Annotated in this window: 17 protein-coding genes and 1 pseudogene; 3 read left to right on the top strand and 15 right to left on the bottom strand. The window is 58.6% G+C overall.

The features are described 5' to 3' along the window. Positions 1–159 precede the first annotated feature (159 nt). The 15 genes from ACETII_RS05595 to ACETII_RS05525 form a co-directional block, all read right to left on the bottom strand. On the bottom strand, positions 160–564 hold the full coding sequence (locus ACETII_RS05595) for a hypothetical protein (RefSeq protein ID WP_472787414.1): 405 nt from the start codon (positions 562–564) through the stop codon (positions 160–162). Between the two features lie 66 nt (positions 565–630). Continuing rightward, positions 631–966, bottom strand: coding sequence for a hypothetical protein (locus ACETII_RS05590; RefSeq protein ID WP_472787413.1), 336 nt, complete (start codon positions 964–966; stop codon positions 631–633). 116 nt (positions 967–1,082) lie between these two features. Next, on the bottom strand, positions 1,083–1,382 hold the full coding sequence (locus ACETII_RS05585) for a hypothetical protein (RefSeq protein ID WP_472787412.1): 300 nt from the start codon (positions 1,380–1,382) through the stop codon (positions 1,083–1,085). A 715-nt stretch (positions 1,383–2,097) separates the two neighbouring features. Further along, the gene (locus tag ACETII_RS05580) at positions 2,098–2,868 is read right to left on the bottom strand and encodes a hypothetical protein (RefSeq protein WP_472787411.1); all 771 of its coding nucleotides are present in this window, start codon (positions 2,866–2,868) and stop codon (positions 2,098–2,100) included. 2 nt (positions 2,869–2,870) lie between these two features. Next, positions 2,871–3,458, bottom strand: a complete 588-nt coding sequence (locus tag ACETII_RS05575; RefSeq protein WP_472787410.1) for a hypothetical protein — start codon at positions 3,456–3,458, stop codon at positions 2,871–2,873. A gap of 13 nt (positions 3,459–3,471) precedes the next feature. Further along, a complete protein-coding gene (locus ACETII_RS05570; protein WP_472787409.1) occupies positions 3,472–5,124 on the bottom strand; it encodes a hypothetical protein in 1,653 nt (550 codons plus the stop codon). Then, positions 5,121–5,549, bottom strand: a complete 429-nt coding sequence (locus ACETII_RS05565) for a hypothetical protein (RefSeq protein WP_472787408.1) — start codon at positions 5,547–5,549, stop codon at positions 5,121–5,123. The genes ACETII_RS05570 and ACETII_RS05565 overlap by 4 nt, the downstream gene beginning before the upstream one ends. A gap of 790 nt (positions 5,550–6,339) precedes the next feature. Then, positions 6,340–8,565 (bottom strand): phage/plasmid primase, P4 family, encoded by a 2,226-nt coding sequence (locus tag ACETII_RS05560; RefSeq protein ID WP_472787407.1) that lies wholly within the window; start codon positions 8,563–8,565, stop codon positions 6,340–6,342. A 278-nt stretch (positions 8,566–8,843) separates the two neighbouring features. Then, a complete protein-coding gene (locus tag ACETII_RS05555) occupies positions 8,844–9,116 on the bottom strand; it encodes a hypothetical protein (RefSeq protein WP_472787406.1) in 273 nt (90 codons plus the stop codon). Between the two features lie 84 nt (positions 9,117–9,200). Continuing rightward, a complete protein-coding gene (locus ACETII_RS05550; protein ID WP_472787405.1) occupies positions 9,201–9,596 on the bottom strand; it encodes a hypothetical protein in 396 nt (131 codons plus the stop codon). Between the two features lie 278 nt (positions 9,597–9,874). Continuing rightward, positions 9,875–10,072 carry a hypothetical protein gene (locus ACETII_RS05545; protein WP_472787404.1) on the bottom strand — a complete coding sequence of 66 codons (198 nt, stop codon included), beginning with the start codon at positions 10,070–10,072 and terminating at the stop codon, positions 9,875–9,877. Positions 10,073–10,204: 132 nt separating this feature from the next. After that, positions 10,205–11,077: a hypothetical protein gene (locus ACETII_RS05540; protein WP_472787403.1), complete on the bottom strand. Its 873-nt coding sequence runs from the start codon at positions 11,075–11,077 to the stop codon at positions 10,205–10,207. Between the two features lie 212 nt (positions 11,078–11,289). Next, positions 11,290–12,300, bottom strand: a complete 1,011-nt coding sequence (locus ACETII_RS05535; protein WP_472787402.1) for a ParB/RepB/Spo0J family partition protein — start codon at positions 12,298–12,300, stop codon at positions 11,290–11,292. Beyond that, positions 12,290–12,541 carry a helix-turn-helix transcriptional regulator gene (locus ACETII_RS05530; RefSeq protein ID WP_472787401.1) on the bottom strand — a complete coding sequence of 84 codons (252 nt, stop codon included), beginning with the start codon at positions 12,539–12,541 and terminating at the stop codon, positions 12,290–12,292. Before ACETII_RS05530 ends, ACETII_RS05535 begins: the two co-directional genes overlap by 11 nt. A 308-nt stretch (positions 12,542–12,849) precedes the next feature. Continuing rightward, a complete protein-coding gene (locus ACETII_RS05525; protein ID WP_472787400.1) occupies positions 12,850–14,160 on the bottom strand; it encodes a tyrosine-type recombinase/integrase in 1,311 nt (436 codons plus the stop codon). Between the two features lie 183 nt (positions 14,161–14,343). Between ACETII_RS05525 and ACETII_RS05520 the strand changes: the two are divergent. The 3 genes and pseudogenes from ACETII_RS05520 to ACETII_RS05510 all read left to right on the top strand — a co-directional run. Next, a pseudogene (locus tag ACETII_RS05520) lies at positions 14,344–14,973 on the top strand (sensor histidine kinase); the annotation flags it as partial. A gap of 49 nt (positions 14,974–15,022) precedes the next feature. Continuing rightward, a complete protein-coding gene (gene queC, locus ACETII_RS05515) occupies positions 15,023–15,754 on the top strand; it encodes a 7-cyano-7-deazaguanine synthase QueC (RefSeq protein ID WP_472787399.1) in 732 nt (243 codons plus the stop codon). Positions 15,755–15,903: 149 nt separating this feature from the next. Then, the gene (locus ACETII_RS05510) at positions 15,904–18,078 is read left to right on the top strand and encodes a TonB-dependent receptor (protein WP_472788119.1); all 2,175 of its coding nucleotides are present in this window, start codon (positions 15,904–15,906) and stop codon (positions 18,076–18,078) included. The last annotated feature ends 28 nt before the right edge of the window (positions 18,079–18,106 follow it).

The following is an 18,106-nucleotide window of genomic DNA, read 5'->3' as shown; positions in this document are numbered from 1 at the left end:
CTGGCCGTCGCCTTTAACATGACGGTGAGGGGGCACGGAAGCCCGCGCGACTTAGGACTTGCGCGGCCGCGAGGGCCGGAACGTCGCCCTACGCCCGCAACATGCTCGCGGTCAATTGCTCTGGGAACGTCATGAGCCCGATGCCGAATTATAGATTGATTACAATAGGAAGCCCCTCGCGTCGATCTCTCGCGACGCCCCACTTGAACGCGCTTGCGGGAAAGGTTCAAGCTGTTGCGGCGCGCCAAAAAAGGCGCAAACCTCGGGCGGAACTACTCTGAGCTTTTCATTGAGTGCTGATATCGCGAGGGAGACAACTTCCGCGATGTTAAGCCCAGGAAATTCACCCCAGCCCACCCCCAGACAGGCCGAAAGCTGTTCAAGTTCGTTGGCCGCGGAGTCGGTCGGTTGTAATCGAATGTTCTGCGCCGAAACGCCCAGAGCCCGGGCGAGGGCGTCCAGCGGCGACTCCCCCTCGCGCCAGCCTCCGACGTGATAGGCTAGAATAGCGCGTTTACAGTTGCGCCATTCGTGGTCGATATGAGGCCAATCTGATGCAAACATGGCCCACCCCCACACGCCATCGTCAGCGATATTTCCTGCGCCCCGTTTATTGGACCGCCGCGCCAACTAGGGTTGACCGGATGGCAAAGGAGGCAAAGACTCAATGTGCTGGCCAACGCCCGCGTAGCTTTGGTTCCCGACTTGAGTGACCGTCGTATCGTTACTGAGGGAGCTGCCTGCCTTGCCAATGGCGACTTGTTGGACGCCGTAGAAATTAACGCGGCTGGTCTGGGTGGTGTTGTCGGTGTTGTGTTGGCCCAGCGACACCCCGGCCTTGGCGCTCAAAAGCGGGTTGTTTCCGAAGTTGACGCCGATGAAGCTCGGCTTGACGCTGATGAAATCGCCCGCGTGCGCCTGGCCGACGCCGATGCAAGCAAGAACGGGAATAAGCCAATATTTCATTTTCTATTCCCCCGCTTTCGTCGTTGATGGCGATGACAGATCGCCATTCAATCGCTTTTGGAGGTGAGATCGCGGCCATATTGACCGCGATCTACTTCAAGACCGCAGAGCTATTCTCACGGAGCGCCGAAGTTCAGCGGAACCTGAGCCTGGATCACCGCGGCCTTGTTGATGGCCGTGCCGCCCTTCGAGGTGTCGCCAATCGACTGTTTGACGCTCGCCTTCTGCGAAAGATCGCCATGGTATTGGTTCACCGGGACCTGTGCCTGCACGACGAACGCCTTGTTAAGCGCGAAGCCGCCCTTCGAGGTGTCGCCAATCGACTGTTTGACGCTCGCCCACTGGCTCAGATCGAGCGCAAAGGCGAAGCTCGTTGAAAGGACCAGAATGGTGGGAATGAGAAGGAGCTTCCTCATGAGCAAATACTCCATGGTTTGTACGAAGCTGCCTTTCGGCGCTTCAGGTCAGGAAATAAGGCGGTACGAAGGCGCTGCCAGGCGCCTTTTAGGATGGGTGTTCAAAAGGATTAAGTATCTTTAGGATTAAGTATCTTTACTGATTCCCTGTCATCTTCACGCTCTATCGTGGCGGCGGCGTTCTTCTATGCCGTGGCGATATCGTGATCGCTTTGAACCGGCGATGAGGGGCAATCTTATTTGTTACTAGGAGGAACGGCTAAGCGAGTTCAGCGTCGTTCGCTCACCAAGCGATAGGGCGAGCCCCGCGCAATCTAATGGATCACGCGGGATTCTGAGCGACGCGATAGGAGGTACAGGCAACCATGTCCGCGCCGCTGTTCGAATTGAATCGCCGGGGAAAGCTTCGACAACCTTCCCCCGGCGCTTTCCGCCATGGGATTGCACAGGCGACCGCTCCATAGCGAAGCGAAAGATAGGGACCGATGGAATGCGCGCATCCGCCGACTCCACCGGCCCCCGGCTCGCGCCGGAACCACAGCGCACTGTGAGAACCGTGTGGTTGGCGCGTCTCGCTTTGGGAAGAAGAAGGAGAACCAAAGCGAGGAACTGAAAAAACCGCCGGTCCCATATTTGCCGGATGCAGACAGCAAACAGGAACCGGCGGAGTCGCCCGCCCATGCGGCCACACGTTCGAACCGATGGCGGGAAAGGCTCATTCGGCGGCGTCCTTCACGATGAGCGACTCGCCGCGATCTTCGATCAAAGTTTCCTCCACTTCGAATGTCGCCAGCGGATCAACGCGCAATCTTGCCCACCAATCTGCTACAGCCCTTCCAACGTCGTCTCTGAGCTTTAGGCCCCCGCGTCTGTCGTAATCGCCCATCGGGTCTTCGCGCAGCGCCAGTCCAACTTTCGGCGACATGCTGATTTGACGCATTCCGCCATCGCCGCAATAGGGTCTGCCACTAATATCGACCACCCCCGGCGTGCGGCGCATCTGGCGAATGGCCATGTGTCTAATTTGATTCCATAGTTTGCGCACGTCCATCAGGCGCGTAAGGAATTCATCGCACATGGCTTCCGCTTCATTTATGAAAACGCCCTCGCGGCAACAATCGAGATTGTAGTCGGCTTGCTCTGCATTGCGACGGGCTTCCAGCGCTTCGGCTTCAAGCACCTTGATCGAGTCGCGAACCCCATCAATTTTTTGGTCGAGATTATCGCGCGCGCGCTTTGCCGCCGTGAAGCCCTCCGGCTCTGACAAATGCGCGTCATCTTCGCTTTCGAGCGCCTGTTTCACGAGATTTGCGCGCGCGGTTGCTATTTCTGAATCGAGCGTATCGAAGTCAGCGCGCTTCGCCATGAGCGCCCCTAGCATTTCATGGGCGCGGGCCAGCACATTCTCGGCACGATGCAGTTGGTCGAGCGCCTCGCTATATGCGTCGATGGACTCACGTAGTTGCTGGCGGGGGTTATTCCCCATGGTTATGCCCCTTTGTTCCAAATCTTGTCACTGGCGGCGCGCATCTGTGCTGCGATTCTCTCATTGCGTTCGAACTGCGACCGCGTGAAAGCTTTCGCATCGGCGGCGTTGCGTGCTTGCTTCGCCTTCAATTCGGCGGAGACGCGGGCCTTATCGCCAGCCATGTTTACAGGTTCAAAGCGCCCCTCGGTTTCTTTCGAGCGTTCATGTGAACGCGCCACGCTTCTCTTGAAGTTTTCGCCGGACGCTTGTTCGTAGGGCGCGGAGGCTTCTTCCACGATCTTGCTGGTTTCGTCGCGGCGCTTCTCTTCCCGGCCGGGATTGTGCAAGCCTTCGAAGTTGTGCTCGATGCTCACATGCTCGCCCTCATCGGTCACTTGCACGTGCTTTGCGCCCCCGTTCAAATCTACAACTTCGAGTCGCCCCGCTGCATCCCACAAGAGCGCCACGCCGCTCTTATGCCCACGCGTGATTGCATCGTTTACGCGGCTGCAATCTTTCGAGTAGCGCCCATTGGCGCGGGCTTCCGCTTCGAGCGCGAGGGCGGTTTCCTGCATTGCGCGAACGTGTTTGAGAGTGTCGAGAGGCATGGTGCGGTTCCTTCTACAGTTGAATGTTTGCAGCGATTTGCTGCGGTTGGTCGGAGTCGTCAGGCAAACGATGATCGTCGTGCGTTGATGGCTGATCGTCTTTTGTTGACTCGTCGTGTTCTTGCGCTGAATGTGATTCCTGCTTTTGTCGTTCGGCTTCGAGGCGTTCTTGTTCTTCCTTTCGCCGTTGTTCTTCTCTCATGCGGCGCTCTTCCCACAACGTTGGCTTAGAACCATACGCACGTAGGAACATGTCGAGGCTAAAGCCATCGGCAGACATGCCGCTTGCTAAGACAAGCGCCCCCAGTGCGCTATTGGCCACGTCATCGTGTGCGTTTGCACCATAGCCGGGAGGATGATCAATCGAATCGCGACCGCCGCGCGCCACACGTCTTTCGAGTCCACAGATTTGCGAGATAAGGCGCTTATTATCGAGTAGCTCGATGCGCCCCGAATTCAGCAATGGCAAGGCGTCGCGATACAAGTCCGACTTGCTCTTTTCAGATGGTTCAACCGTGACGCCGTGATTGCGGAACAGTTCGGCGGGGAATTCGCCCGCGTAGCGGTCGCTCGTAACTGTGTTGATATTGTAGGTGTGCAATATCTGGCAAATCTCTTCGATCACACGCGCAGGCGAGAACGGCGGGCGGAATTCCCGCACACAAGCAAGCGTGCAAATCTGAATGTCTAAATCCATTCGACTTGTGGCGATTCCTAATGTAAACGAGTCAGAATGCCCACCAGAGGGGTCAACCATAGCCACGTAGGTTTGATCAAACCGATAGGGAATCTCATAGACGCCGCGCAGCACGCAGTTATTTACAACGTCTGCATCTACATAACTCGAAATATCATTGCGGAATTCGGCGAGATACTCGCTTTTTGCCGCCTCCAAATCTTCCTCTATCGCTTCATCCACTGTTGCCTGTGGGAACGAGGGATTCATAACAGTTGTCGGCGCTTTCCAAACGAGGATGTTTGAAGAGTCCTTGGCGAAGTGCTTTTCATATGCGCGCCACAAACTGCCTTTGCGCGCGTAGGGCGACGAGGCGCAAATCAACATCGCCGTTGGAATCATCGCCATAGCAGGACGCAGGGCGCGAATGATTTCAGTGTCGCTCACCACGGCGTCATCGCCAGTCCCGACGAAGGCCAATTCGTCGATTAGACAGCCGCAAACGCTGTAACCGCGAGTCGTCGAGAAGGATGCAGTGTGAACTTCAATCGTCACGCGGTTGTTTAGATCGAAGCTTTCAGCACGTTCATTCAAAACCATTTTTACTAACGCGGGCGTTTGCAATATGCCCCTGATATAACGCATGATGGTGCGCGCCTGTTTGCGGTCTGCGGCAATGACCATCAGAGTTGCGCGCTCGCCGATATTCAGGAACGGTTTGTAATCGAAGAAGCAGGCGAGATAACACGCCGTCGTCGCCATCATGAATGACTTCCCGGCGCGTCTGCCGCAAATTAAGTATGCCTCTTTAAATTGTTTGGTCGGCGGAGTCGTGCGCCCTGTGCATTGCTGATAAAGTTCAATGTCGCTCTCTGACATTGGCAGACCGAACATGGCGCGTTGCGCCGTTTTCCATGGTCCCCATGATGGATTCTTAAAGAGCGGCTGCCATAGATCAGGGTGCTCCATAATTTGCACAATATCCATCATGACGCGCCCCCATCGCCATTGAGGATTTCGGCAAGGCTCGGCGTCACGTCGCGGGGCACGCGCTTAATGCCGACTGTTTCGAGCAGGCGGCGCATTCCATTTGAGACTTGCGCAAATGTCACAAGGTCAATCTTCTTCTCGCCACTCGCCAGCGCCGCCTCTTGGGCTTCTAATTCGACTTGAAGTGTCGCAGCACGGCGAATGATCGCGATTTCCGCTTGGCTCAAATGTTCATAGCCGCCAAGGTCGGAACAATGCAGGGCGACAATATCCCGATAGCGCCGACTCCATGGGGAGCGGCCATCAGCCATCAGCACTTTCGCGCCGTTGGTGATCCGGCTCGATGCGGTCGGTTTGCGCTTCGCGATAACCGGCCTTTCACTGTTCGGTTTCGGTTTCCAAGTAGTCGGGTTAGCGCCGTGCATTTTCTACCTTGAACTTTTCAGCGTTCACAGCGCCCGGTTAAGCCCCGCTCTTTCAGCGCTCGATTTCGAGGGGAATGAACCCTGCGGGCTATATGACGGGCTGTATAATAACTACTCAGGATATGCCGAAGGTTCGCAGAATCAAGCGAATTGAGACGAATGCGGAATATGATGCATATTCGGAGTCGTCAAAAGACGCTGGACAAATTGATAAGGTTTAGCAACGTCGACCACAGTGGCGTTTATGCTTCGTCTTTCACCTTGTGGACTCGCGTTGGCGCGGCGGGCTTTCGAGCGCCAGATTTTTTCTGGCGAGAGCTTGTCTTTATCTTCGCTTTTCCCGCCCATCGGGGCAACGCTACGCGGACCTAGGCCCCGTAGACCGTGCGCTAAGGCCGCAGGGAAGGCCGCTGGATAGCCCCGGCGGGTTGAGAGCTAGCCCTGTGCCCCTCGCGACAGGAACCGGCCTCCATCGCGAGCCCCTCAAATCTCTGCCCCTAAGTTTACGGCTGTAGTTTCTGCACTTTTTTCCAGAACACCCTAATCGAATGCGCGCGTGTGTATATGCGCGCGCACACACACACGATCAGCGGTAACTGGCAGAAAGTGCAGAAACTACAGCCATAACCTTTGCAAGGGGCATATTAATGAAAAGGGGCGCGGCGCGCAGCCCTTCGAGGGGCTTGTGAGTCAAACGCCCAAAAACAGAAGCCGCCCGCAACACGACACACGACGCCACAACGCATGTTGCGCGCGCCTTGCAACAATCATGAGACCAAATATTGCGCTATCACATAGGCGTGGGTTTCAACTTCAATCCTGCGAATCCAATCCCTTTCTCTTTTCTTTCTTCCTTATATCCGCGCTTTTCAAACCACGCCTTGAATTCCTTTCTCTTACCAACCCATTCGCCCGCTCTTGTCGCCCATTGGGTCCACGAATCGAACAGACCCTGAATCGGTTCAAAACCTTTCACGTCGAGTTCGATGCAATCCTTGAACCATTCCGCGACTGAGTCTTGATCCTGCATATATTCGGCGGTCTTCTCGATAACGCATTGCGGGGGCTTCAATCCGATCCGTTGCCACTCCATGCAGCCGTCAATCATCTTGGCGAGAATGCCGGGGCGTTCCGCTTTCAACTTTTCCTCTAACATCTTGTCTCTTTCTTTTTCGGGAATAACCACGTCGAACGGCCACATTTGCATACGCCCTTTGATCGCTTCGTCTACCGTCCGCAATGAAGGTTTGTGGTTGCCGATGATAAACAGCTTGAATTGCGGCTGATAAGTAAAAAAGTCTTGCCGCATGAAGCGCGCCTTGATCGGATCGCCGCCGCTCAGCAACTTGATTTTTGCTTCCGCCCATTGGTGGCCCTTCTCAACCTCAGAACAGCGCACGAATCGCGCGCCGCGCAATGAGGCTAGATCAGTCGGGTGTTGCTCATGTTTGCTGACGATAAATGTCGTAATGGGGGCGACGACGCTGTAATCATTCATTAAGCCGCCGACTGTATTCAGCAATACGCCCTTACCATTGCGCCCCTCTCCATATCCAAAGCAAATCACGTGCTCGTTTACGAGTCCGGTGAGCGAATAGCCGAACACGCGCATGGCGTAGGCGATGAATTCCTGATCGCCTTTCATGATTCTATCTATGAAGCTGTCGAACAGCGGCGTCGGACAATTCCAGTCCGGGGCGACTTCTGTGATCTTCGTCATATAATCATCGTGACAATGCTCGCGCAGTTCGCCGGTGCGCAAATCCACGACTCCGTCGGGCGTATTCAACAGCCAAGGGTCTTTATCCCATTGATCTACGGTAGAGGCGACTGGCGGAATGCTTTGCGCCAGTTTGCGCACCGAATGGATTGTGGCGCTGCTTAACAACTTCGCAGAAAGCTTTTCTGCATTCTTAGTGTTTTGTTGCCCGATTCGATCCGCTTTTTCGTAACAAACGACGCGGATATACTGGTCAATGACGCGTCCTGTATCATCTTCGCGCCAGCATACGCCATCCCAAACGAACCATTTGCCCCACGCCTCTACGTAGCGAAAAGACTCGCCATGGAGTTGCACAACTTCCTGCGCCAGCACGTCTTCGGCATAGTCGGGGACAAAATCATAGTTGTCTATCAGACGACCATCGCGTTCAATTTTTGGTTGATAGTCCACAGCTTCCTCCAATAACTCTAAAAACTTCGTGCGCATGATTTCCCGGTTTGCCGTTGTATGGTTCCAAACGAGCTTGTCGCCGAACAACTGCAATGACATTTCTTCTACCCAATCCGTTACGTCGAACTTGGGCCGATGTTTTCGGAAGCGCACGATTTTGATGGAGGGGCAGTAGGGGCTTAATTGTTCGGCGATGGTCTGCACATGGCGCACGCCGTCCCTATCGTTGTCTTCGAACAAGATAGCGGGATGGCCTTTACAGGGCTCATTGAGTTCGAGCGCCCAACCTTTCAGTTCGCCTTTGCTATTTACGTAAGTCGCGCCGCAACTATTGCAGGTTGCGAGGAAACCAAGATCAATAAGCGTGTCGGCGTCTTTCTCGCCCTCGCTAATGTAGAAGACTGCATCGGGGGCGGCCTTCGATAGCACCGGAAGATTGTAGAGAACCTTCGGCCCCTTTGGAGCGCCGGGCGACCAGTTTCGTGGATCATTCGTATCAGGAAGCATCGTAACTTGTTTGTAGTGAAACTGTGGGAACTGTTTTTGATCAGTCCGTTTCACCATTCCGTAAGGCGTTCTGTCCGCTTTCGGATAATAATAAACTTCGAGAAATTTCATGTTCTCGTCATAACGCTCGCCACACGGATAGCCGTCACGGCTCTTGCGCCCGCGACTTTTACGAGCGCCGCCCCCGAGAGGATGCGGCTTGCCGTTAATTTCTTGATCGCCAGCGCCCGGCGTAGTATTTTCTTCCTGACCTTCTAGCCGGGGGTCTTTCTCAGCGCCCGTCCCGTGATCGCCATCATGGGGCGGGTTTTCTTTTCCGAATTCATGCTCAGCCATTGGAGTTGATCCATCGCCGCCGGGCCTCATTGCGCGGGGCGTAACGTTCACTTCACACGGCGCTGTGCGCCGGGGCGTTGGTTGGGGCCGGTTACATTGGCGTTTTCCGTTCTGGTTTGAGTCGAAAGACAAAAAAACGATCAACGTTTGTCGATCATTTCTTGTCTATCTCTTCCTTCTGCGTATCGGATTAGCTTTGATCCATTCCAATCCTTCTTTCCTCTTGTGTTTGCTTCATGGAAGAGGCGCGCAGCCGAAACCGCGCGCCCCGATGTCGGTTATTCGCTGATTTCTAGCGACAGCAGAAAGGCGACGATTTTCTTCTCCACCGCAATTCGCAGCGACATGTTGCGCAACTCTATCTCGGTGAGAGAAGCAAGATAGTCTTCGTCTGTAGGACCCTTTGTAAGCAGGACGGCCAAATCTGCGATGACTTCCTTGGTTTGCGCATTCATCACAAGATGAAGGGCAAGTTCGTTAATCGCTTCGGCGAGGGTCATGAAGGTGTTCGACCTTGCCTGAGCGATTTCTTTTTCTGTCATAGCCATCATTTTGCCTTTTCTCCGTTGTTATGAAGCACAGCCGCTTTCACGAAACGCACCAATGCGATGCGTTCGGCAAAACGTCAGAATTACTTATTCATCGGCAATTTTAAGCTTCAACATTCCAAATTTTCCGAGTTCAGAGTCGCATATCGCAACGCCCATCTGTTTGGGCGTTAAATCGCTATTCGATGCGATGCGTTCGAAGACCATGCGCGCCAAGCGTTCATCGTTCATGCGGTCGATAATCGCAGCGGGAAGCGGAAGATATGCGCGGATGCGCCGATTCATCGTTACGCGTTGAACCGCGACACAAAGGACAAAATTTGACTCGATCTTTTCGCCGGTCAGAGCATAAGCGGACGCTTCTTCCTTCGACGCCAAGCGCATTCGATAACGGCGCGTGCGATGCGTCTTAAAATATTGGCGATCAGGAATGCTCGGCGGGATTGCAACGCCGCAGATTGTGGCTTCAAGGGCGTTGCGCATGACTCATCCTCCCTTCCGGGCGAAGCGCCGGAGCGGCAATGGGCGCGGGCAAAGCGATCCTTGCGGCCCTGTCGGGGGCGCATGGCGCAAGATTGCGGGTCTGGTCGGGGTTGGGGCGGGGCGCTGGCGAAAGGCGCTCAGAAGCGCGCTATGGGCCTTGCCGTCGCGGGGATTCTGGAATATTTTGAGCATCGTGAGCCGCCTTTCTCCAAGGGCCGGTTTCCATCCGCCGCCAAGCGAATGTGCCCCCGCCCTGACCGGCGGGGGTTTTCTTTTGTTTAGACTTCGGTTGCTGTCTCGGCGACGATGCAGAGCCACTCGTTTCGACTCATGCCTGCCGCTTTTGCCGCCGCGTTGACCTTCTTTATGATCGAAGTTTTCATGCGCACCTGAAAGTTCACGCGGGCGCATTGATCGGGGTCGCGGTGTCGGGGCTTCTGCGTTTTCTTTTCCGCAGTCAAAGCAGAAGTTTCCATTTTTCGTGTGCTCCTTTTTGGTAGCACCACGCAATTAGGGAACACCCACGGCGAAGGGAAGAGACGAAATCTCAATGAATTTCAGGCTGCAACGGACCGCGCGCCATAACGCGCTATCGCGTATAGTGCGCGCTAGTAGAAAATATTGTCAGCGGCCAATCGCGCCGCCGCCCGATCCGCGACCAAGCGCCAGTGCGAGGGGCGCGCGTCGCCTGCATTCTTGAATCCGCTCTGCGGCCGACGGTAAGGCAGATAGCGCACGTCAAGCGCCCCGATAGGCACAACAAATCCGCGCGGGTCCGTCCAGAACGATGGCGGGAGTCCAACGGCAATCGGCGCAACCTGATCGTTGCCCCACGCGGGCTTATTGGCTTGGTCTAACGTCGGGTCGCATAACCAATTGCATTCGACCGCGACGGCGACATGCCCGTGCCACATGCCGGGCTCGGGGGCGCGCCTGTCCCATGGGTCGCGGCCTAAAAGCGTGCCCACGAATGTCCGATCCGTTCGATGATGGATGCTCGCCTCAACCCGCAGGACGTAAGAGCGCAGCCCATAGAACCGCAGGATGTGGTTGAGCGCGTGCGCCGAGAGGATGCAGGTGTCGCGCGCGCCAGTGAGCGCGAAGGCTTCGGCGTTGACGGCCTCGGTCGCGGCTTGAAGGAAGGTCCGGTCGGAAGCGGCTAATATGACGCCATGCGCCCAAAGCGCCGATTGCATGAGGGCGATGGGCAGATTGCCCGATGGCCGACAATCAAGGTCAAAGCCCCAATCAAACAAGCCGCCGCGCTCAATTGGAAAGAAGCGCGCCTTGAGCGCAGCGCCATGAACGGGATTGTTGAAGTCGGGGCAAACGCAAGCGTCATCTGAGACGCAGCATGTGCCGACCTTCCACCACCAGCCCGGCAATGTCGTCTCGACAAAGCGAACCGCCGCATCAAGAGAGCCGGTGACGTGCTCAGCCTTGACGTTGAACGCCCGGCATATGTCTGCCGAAAGCTTCACATTTGGCGCTGTCGCAGACTTCACGCGCTTTCTGAGCGCTTTTATAGACTTGACGGTGATCAATGCTGCGAAACCCAGAAAAACGAGCCACAGAACTGCGTTCTGACAGCGTTCATGGAAGTGCGGGTAGGGTAGTCAACCCCGCTTTTCGGGGCTATTCGACTCGATCCAAAACCTTGGTCTCTACTTAAGCCGGCGGCGAGGGGCGCGGGTCACTCCGCCGCCTGTGCGTCGTCATCCTCATAAAGATGGAAAGCTTCGCGGACGGCCTCGGCTAGGCCGTAGTCCCAATCATGAGCCACGTTGTAGACGCGCTCTTGCGTCTCGCGATCAAAGCCAGCGCCGACAAGCGCCCGAACGATCACGTCGATGATGCGCTGCTCTAAATCCTGCCGCGCCTGTGCGAGGCGCGCCGCTTTTTTCTCGGTTTCCGCCTTTTGCTCTTTCTGCTTGGCTTTCGCTTTCTTTTCCTGTTCGCGAAGCTCGTCAGCTTTGCCTTGAATGATCCGGCCTAGTTTCAGCCCGTTGTGCTCAGATTTCGCTTCCGCAGCGAGCGTTTTCTGTTCCTTGACGGGAAGAGTTGCGAGCCGGTCGTTGGCCGCCTTTGAAAGCTTTATCTGCGCTGCAAGCTGCGCCAGTTCCGGCACAAGGCCGCGATAGGCGGTCGGGATCGTGGCGGCGTTGACAGCTTTCGCCTGTTGCTCTGGGGCTAGGTCCGCAATGGTCGCGGCGGCGCTGATCGAAAGGTCGCCGTGCTGGACTGCCTCCTTCAAAACAGGCGCGCCCTTCTTCTGAACCTTGACGGCGCGCGCAAGAGAGCGGGGCGAGGCATTCACGAGCTTGGCTGCATCCGCCTGAGAAACCTTTTGCCGATTGGCAGAAGGTTCAAGGTCCGTCCGCTCGCCTTGCCGCATGTCCGCCAGTTGCGCGCCGATCATGGCGCGTTGGCTTTCGCTAAGATGGCGGCGGTGCAGGTTCTTACTGATAATAAAGGCGAGAGGGTCTTGCCCCTCGGGCAGGGGCTCCATACGCGGCGCTATGCCCAATTTCTCACAAGCGCGAAGCCGGTTGCGGCCATCGAGGATGACCTTCTCGCCTTCATAGACGATGGGCTCGGTCTGCCCGTTGACGCGCATATCCTCAACAAATTTATCGAAAGCTTCGCCTTCGAGAAGCGGGAACAGCGCCGCCGCCGGATGAATTTTGCGGTCGTCATTTTTCATTTACCGCCTCCGCTTCGCCAGCGTCATCGTCATCGTCGCGCTTCGAGAATGGCGGCGGCACGGGCGGCAGTTCGACCGGGCCGGCGTCGAGCAGGGAGAGGCGCTCCGCCTGATAGGCGTCAACCACGCTATCGAGCCAGCCGAGCGCCCTGCCGCCGGGGACGGCGGGAACGCCCGGCGGGAAATGTCCCGCCTTGATCAGCTTTCGCAGCGTTGTGTCGCCGATCCCGAGACGGCGCATTACCTCGGTCTTTGTAATAAATGCAGGCTTGGTTGAAGCTTTCTTTCTGGCCGACATGGGGGAGCTTTCCTTGAAGCGCACGAATGGCGCGGTTTCCCGCTTTTGCGCCCCGTTTTGCCCCTCTTGCAAGTAAAAAATCCAAACGGTAGCCTGTCAGTAAAGTAAAACGAAAACAAGCGGCAAGTAGTATCAAACAAACAAACTAATTTTTTTAATTGCGATGGCCCAACGATTACTTGGATTCTAAGCTCTGTCGCTGCACTGGCGATGCGGTCCCTTGGGCGGGGGCCGCATCGAATTTCCAACCTTTAGCCGAACTTTCCGACAACGACGTTCTCACCGCCAACGCCGCCCGTCTCGCCGCCGACGTAGCGCGCCCAATCTTCGAGCAACAGGGCGCGCTTTCGCACGGCCGGGGAGCGCCGATAGGCGTTTCGGGAGTCGTTCCCGACCTTATGGGCAATCGTCAACTCGGCGATTTCGTCGGCATAGTCCGTCTCGTCGCCCGCCCAATCTCTTAGGCTGGTGCGGAACCCGTGTGGGGTCGCCTCTTCCTTGGTGACGCCCAGCGTTTGGCGCAGCAAATTTTCAAGCGTTTTAGGGTTGATCGCCTGCCCGGCGATGCGCCCCTGAAACACGTGCGCGGCGGGGCGTGGCGCATCCTCCGGCGCGAGGCGGTCGAGGACGGCCATGGCGGCGGCGCTCAGCGGCGCGATGTGCTCGCGCCCGGCTTTCATGCGCGCGCTCGGAATGCGCCACAGGCGGGCCTCGCGATCTATTTCGCCCCACGTCGCATCGCACACTTCGGCGATGCGCCCGCCGGTCAGGATCAGGAATTCCAGCGCCAGCGCCGCGACGCCTTCAAGTTCGCGCAGGCGCGCCATGAACGCCGGAACGTCCTTGTAGGGCATGGCCGCGTGGTGTTTGACGGTTCGAATCCTGCCATGGCTCGGAAGGATCACGGCGAGATTGCCGCTCCATCGGGCGGGGTTGTCACTGGCGCTCCGGTAGCCGTGGACTTCCGCATAGGTCAGGATCGTTTCGAGGCGAATGCGCAACAATTTGGCGACGGTCGCCTTGGTCTCCCAAATGGGCGAGAGCACGGCCAAAATGGCGGCTCTATCGACGGCCGCCACGTCGGTCGCGCCGATGGTCGGATAGACATAGGTTTCCATGGTCGAGATAAAGTTGCGCCGCTGCTTGTCTGTCTTCCACTCGCCGCTCTTGGCCGCATAGAACCGCTCGGCTGCTTGCTTGAAGGTGACGATCTTCTTCTGTGCGGAAGCGGCTTGCGCGGCCCGGAGAGCGGCGCGCTCGGCGATAGGGTCTATCCCCTGCCTTATCTTCTCTCGCGCCTCACGGGCCTTGTGACGGGCCTTGGCGAGCCCGACTTCGGGATAGGGGCCGAGCCCATGCCCCCGGCCTTTCTTACCAAAGCGCAGCACCCAAGATTGGCGCGTGGCGCTCGTCACCTTCAAGCCAAGTCCGGGCACTTCCGCGTCGGGCAGGCGGTCGCCGGGCTTCGCAGTTTTGAGCTGCTTTTCGAGCCCCAAGGCGCTCGTGATTTTTGGCTTCGTTTTATTGCCGGGTTTTAGTCCGTCGCCGGGCTTGAAGGTCATGGTCTGGTCCGCAGGTTCGAGGGCTTTTCCTTGCACAGCCTATTATACAGCCGGGCAACCGATGGCACGCGCGCCATTGCGCGCCTTGCTGGACCCTCAATATAGGCGGAAACGCAACAAATGGAAGGAAAAACGGCTGCTTTAACGCGGGATCGCGCGCCATTGGGAAACCTAGGAGCGGACTTCCGGGATTATTCCGCCGACATTCATTCGAGCGGTCAGCATCTGCTCATGCTGATCAACGAAATCCTCGATCTGTCGCGAGTCGAGGCGGGCCGATACGAACTCAAGGAGGAGAGCGTCTCCTTGGTCAATATCGCGCAGGATTGCCGACATCTGTTGATGATTCGCGCCAAGAAGCGGGACATCACGCTCATAGAGGCGGTCGAGCCGAGCCTGCCGCGCATCTGGGCGGATGAGCGCGCCGTGCGGCAGATCGTGCTCAATCTCCTGACCAACGGCATTAAATTCACGCCGCAAGGCGGGCAGGTGACGCTGAAGGTCGGCTGGACCCGGGCGGGCGGCCAATATATCGCCATTACCGATACCGGGCCCGGCATCCCGGAAGAAGAGATCGCCGTCGTCATGTCGTCCTTCGGCCGCGGCTCGCTTGCGCAAAAAAACGCCGAAGAAGGCACCGGCCTCGGTCTGCCGATCGTCAAGGGGCTCGTCGAGCTTCACGGCGGGCAGTTCATGCTGCGCTCCAAGATTCGCGAGGGCACGCAGGCGATCGTCGTGTTCCCGCCGCAGCGGGTGATGAACGCCCTGCCGAAGTTCGAAACCCAGGGACGCGCCAGCCGGCCCGCCGCCTGAACGAGAAAACCTCTGACGGCGAGCAAAAACTGCTCTAGGCTGCCGCGTCATGACGACCCATGACGCACATCCCGCGCCCGATTCCGCCGCGCTCGTGCTCTTTTCTGGCGGGCAGGACTCCACCACCTGCCTCGCCTGGGCGCTCGCGCATTTTGCCCGCGTCGAGACGGTCGGCTTCGACTATGGCCAACGCCACCGCATCGAACTCGATCAGCGCAAAAGACTGCGCGACGGGCTCGCGGCGTTGTCGCCGCTCTGGCGCCAAAGGCTCGGCGACGACCACACAATGACCATCGAGGCGCTCGGCGCCATCTCGGACACCGCGCTCACCCGCGACGCGGAGATCGCGTTGCGCGAGGACGGTTTGCCCAACACCTTTGTCCCCGGGCGCAATCTCATCTTCCTCGCCTTCGCCGGCGCGCTCGCCTATCGCCGCGCCGTTTCCGACATCGTCGGCGGCATGTGCGAGACCGATTTTTCCGGCTATCCCGATTGCCGCCACGAAACGATCCGCGCGATGAACCGGGCGCTTTGTCTCGGCATGGCCTCCGACATCGAAATCCATACCCCCCTGATGTGGATCGACAAGGCCGCGACCTGGCGCCTGGCCAAGGATCTCGGGGGCTGGGGCCTCGTCGAATTGATCGTCGAGGAGAGCCACAGCTGTTACCTCGGCGAGCGCGGCCGACGCTTCGACTGGGGCTACGGCTGCGGCGAATGCCCGGCCTGCACGTTGCGTGCGGCCGGCTGGGCGAAGTTTTTCGCCGCTACCCCGGCTTGACCGCCCGCAGCCACGTAATGTTATAACATGCATGTTATAACATTACGTGGGTGGGCGCTTTGCTGTTACGTCACGCTCTTGGCCGCGCAGAGGCCCCGAGGCCCGCGTCACAGCTCGTAAGATGCGCCGTCGCGGGCCTTTTTGTGCTCATGTCCTATGCGGCGGCGGCGCAGCAGTCGCTGCCCACGATCGAAGTCCGGACCGCCAAGCGCCACACGGATGCGAAGACCCCGCCCGCGCGGAGGCCTGCCGCGCTGCGCCAGCCGCTTGTCGCTGCGCTCCCGCCCACGCCCTCGGCGCCGCGTGACAGTCTGCCGATCGTCGCCGATCGCTTCGGGTCGACATTGGTTGTGCCGCGGGAGGAGCTCCGCCGCTTGCCCGGCGCGACGCTCGGCGACCTGCTCTTCGACAAGCCGGGCGTCACCGGATCGGGCTATGCCCCGGGCGCCGCAAGCCGCCCGATCGTGCGCGGGCTGGATAATTACAGGGTGCGCATCCAGGAGAATGGCGTCGCCGCCAGCGGCGTCTCGGAACTGGGCGAAGACCACGCCGTCCCGCTCGATCCGCTCGGCGCAAATCGCGTCGAGGTGATTCATGGCCCGGCCACGCTGCGCTGGGGCGCGGCCGCGATGGGCGGCGTCGTCAACGTTGAAAACAATCGCATCCCGGACCATCCGCCCTGCGCTGACGCGGCCCTGTTTCGACAATCCGGCTGCGCAGCGGCTGAAACCCGCGCGGCGGCGTCGACCGTCGACGGCGCGCTCGAAAATGCGACGCTTCTGGACGCCGGGCGCGGCGCGTTTCTCCTCCACGCCGACGTCGCGGGTCGACGCGCCGGCGATTACGCGATTCCCGCCTATCCCTATCTCTTTCCGCCCGACCCGCCGCCGCCGGTCTATGGCCGCCAGCCCAATTCGGCCATGCGCATGGGCTCGGCCTCGCTCGGCGGGACTTATCTTTTCGACGCCGGCTACGTCGGCTTTTCAGTGACGCAGTTTTTCACCCGCTACCACATTCCCGGCATAGAGCCGACGGCGACCAATACGCGGATCGACATGCGCCAGACGCGCGTCGCCTCGAAAGGCGAATTGCGACCGCGGTCGGCCTATGTCGATACGATCCGCTTCTGGATGGGCCTCGGCGACTACCGCCACAACGAGCTCGCAAATGTCGATGGGGTCGACGGCGCTCAGCAGACCTTCACCAATCGGGAGCTCGAAACCCGCGTTGAAACCCTGCTTCAGCCGGTCGCGCTGCCCTTCGGGACGCTGAAAACCTCTTTCGGTTTCCAGGGCGCGCATCAGTTCTTGCGCGCGCCGGGCGTCGACGGCGGGCTCTTCGACCCCAACCGCACGAAGAGCGTCGCCGGCTATCTGTTCAACGCGCTCGCGTTCAACGCGGCGCAGCGTCTCGAAATCGCCGGTCGCGTCGAACATGCGCAAATCAGCGGAGCCATGCCGGATTTCCGGGTCGACCCCGGCTTCTCGACACCCCGTGACCGACAGTTCACGCCGGTCAGCGGCGCGTTCGGCTTTCTTCAAGATCTTCCCGGCGACATGGTCGCGAGCCTCTCGGCGCAATATGTTCAACGCGCCCCGCGCGCGCCCGAACTCTTTTCGCGCGGCCCCCATGAGGCCACCGGCACCTTCGACGTCGGCGATCCCAATCTGAAGATCGAAGCGGCGAAGACGGTCGAGATCAGCCTGCGTCGGGCGCCCGGGCCGCTGCGTTTCGAGGTCAATCTCTTCTACACGCGCTTCGATAACTTCATTTTCCGCAATCTCACCGGCGAGAGCTGCGAGGCGACCGTCGCAAGCTGCACGCCCTTGGGCGAAGGCGGCGATCTCGCGCAGGCCTTCTATGCGCAACGCAACGCAGTCTTTCGAGGCGGCGAATTCCAGGGCCAGCTCGACGTTGCGACGCTCGCGGGCGGGACCGTCAGCGTCGAGAGCCAGTTCGACGTGGTGCGGGCGAGCTTCACGGGTGGCGGAAACGTGCCGCGCATCCCGCCCGTGCGGCTCGGCGGCGGTCTCGTCTGGCGCGACGCCAATTGGCTCGCCCGGGTCAATCTGCTGCACGCCTTTGCGCAGAATGCGATCGCCGAGACGGGCGAGACGCCCACGAAAGGCTATAATCTGCTCAAGGCGGAGCTGAGCTACCGGATGGTTTTCGGCCCGAACGATCCGCTCGGCCGCGAGATGACGTTCGGCCTCGCGGGCAATAATCTGCTCAACGCGGACATGCGCAACAGCGTCTCGTTTCGTAAGAATGAGGTGTTGCTGCCCGGCGCCAATCTGCGGCTTTTCGCCAATATCCTGTTCTAGACGCGGCTTCGAGACTTGATCGGCGGCG

Source organism: Methylocystis sp. NC52PC (assembly GCF_055698645.1).
Note: the sequence above shows the minus strand (reverse complement) of the source record. Positions and strands in the feature narration are given on the sequence as shown.

What these genes read in the sequence shown, in the direction of transcription:
- ACETII_RS05510 (WP_472788119.1), top strand. Translation starts at nt 15,904, where the DNA reads ATGTCCTATGCGGCGGCGGCGCAGCAGTCGCTGCCCACGATCGAAGTC.
- ACETII_RS05530 (WP_472787401.1), bottom strand. Translation starts at nt 12,541, where the DNA reads ATGCGCCGTCTCGGGATCGGCGACACAACGCTGCGAAAGCTGATCAAG.
- ACETII_RS05550 (WP_472787405.1), bottom strand. Translation starts at nt 9,596, where the DNA reads ATGCGCAACGCCCTTGAAGCCACAATCTGCGGCGTTGCAATCCCGCCG.
- ACETII_RS05525 (WP_472787400.1), bottom strand. Translation starts at nt 14,160, where the DNA reads ATGACCTTCAAGCCCGGCGACGGACTAAAACCCGGCAATAAAACGAAG.
- queC (WP_472787399.1), top strand. Translation starts at nt 15,023, where the DNA reads ATGACGACCCATGACGCACATCCCGCGCCCGATTCCGCCGCGCTCGTG.
- ACETII_RS05565 (WP_472787408.1), bottom strand. Translation starts at nt 5,549, where the DNA reads ATGCACGGCGCTAACCCGACTACTTGGAAACCGAAACCGAACAGTGAA.
- ACETII_RS05595 (WP_472787414.1), bottom strand. Translation starts at nt 564, where the DNA reads ATGTTTGCATCAGATTGGCCTCATATCGACCACGAATGGCGCAACTGT.
- ACETII_RS05580 (WP_472787411.1), bottom strand. Translation starts at nt 2,868, where the DNA reads ATGGGGAATAACCCCCGCCAGCAACTACGTGAGTCCATCGACGCATAT.
- ACETII_RS05545 (WP_472787404.1), bottom strand. Translation starts at nt 10,072, where the DNA reads ATGGAAACTTCTGCTTTGACTGCGGAAAAGAAAACGCAGAAGCCCCGA.
- ACETII_RS05560 (WP_472787407.1), bottom strand. Translation starts at nt 8,565, where the DNA reads ATGGCTGAGCATGAATTCGGAAAAGAAAACCCGCCCCATGATGGCGAT.
- ACETII_RS05570 (WP_472787409.1), bottom strand. Translation starts at nt 5,124, where the DNA reads ATGATGGATATTGTGCAAATTATGGAGCACCCTGATCTATGGCAGCCG.
- ACETII_RS05585 (WP_472787412.1), bottom strand. Translation starts at nt 1,382, where the DNA reads ATGAGGAAGCTCCTTCTCATTCCCACCATTCTGGTCCTTTCAACGAGC.
- ACETII_RS05535 (WP_472787402.1), bottom strand. Translation starts at nt 12,300, where the DNA reads ATGAAAAATGACGACCGCAAAATTCATCCGGCGGCGGCGCTGTTCCCG.
- ACETII_RS05555 (WP_472787406.1), bottom strand. Translation starts at nt 9,116, where the DNA reads ATGATGGCTATGACAGAAAAAGAAATCGCTCAGGCAAGGTCGAACACC.
- ACETII_RS05575 (WP_472787410.1), bottom strand. Translation starts at nt 3,458, where the DNA reads ATGCCTCTCGACACTCTCAAACACGTTCGCGCAATGCAGGAAACCGCC.
- ACETII_RS05590 (WP_472787413.1), bottom strand. Translation starts at nt 966, where the DNA reads ATGAAATATTGGCTTATTCCCGTTCTTGCTTGCATCGGCGTCGGCCAG.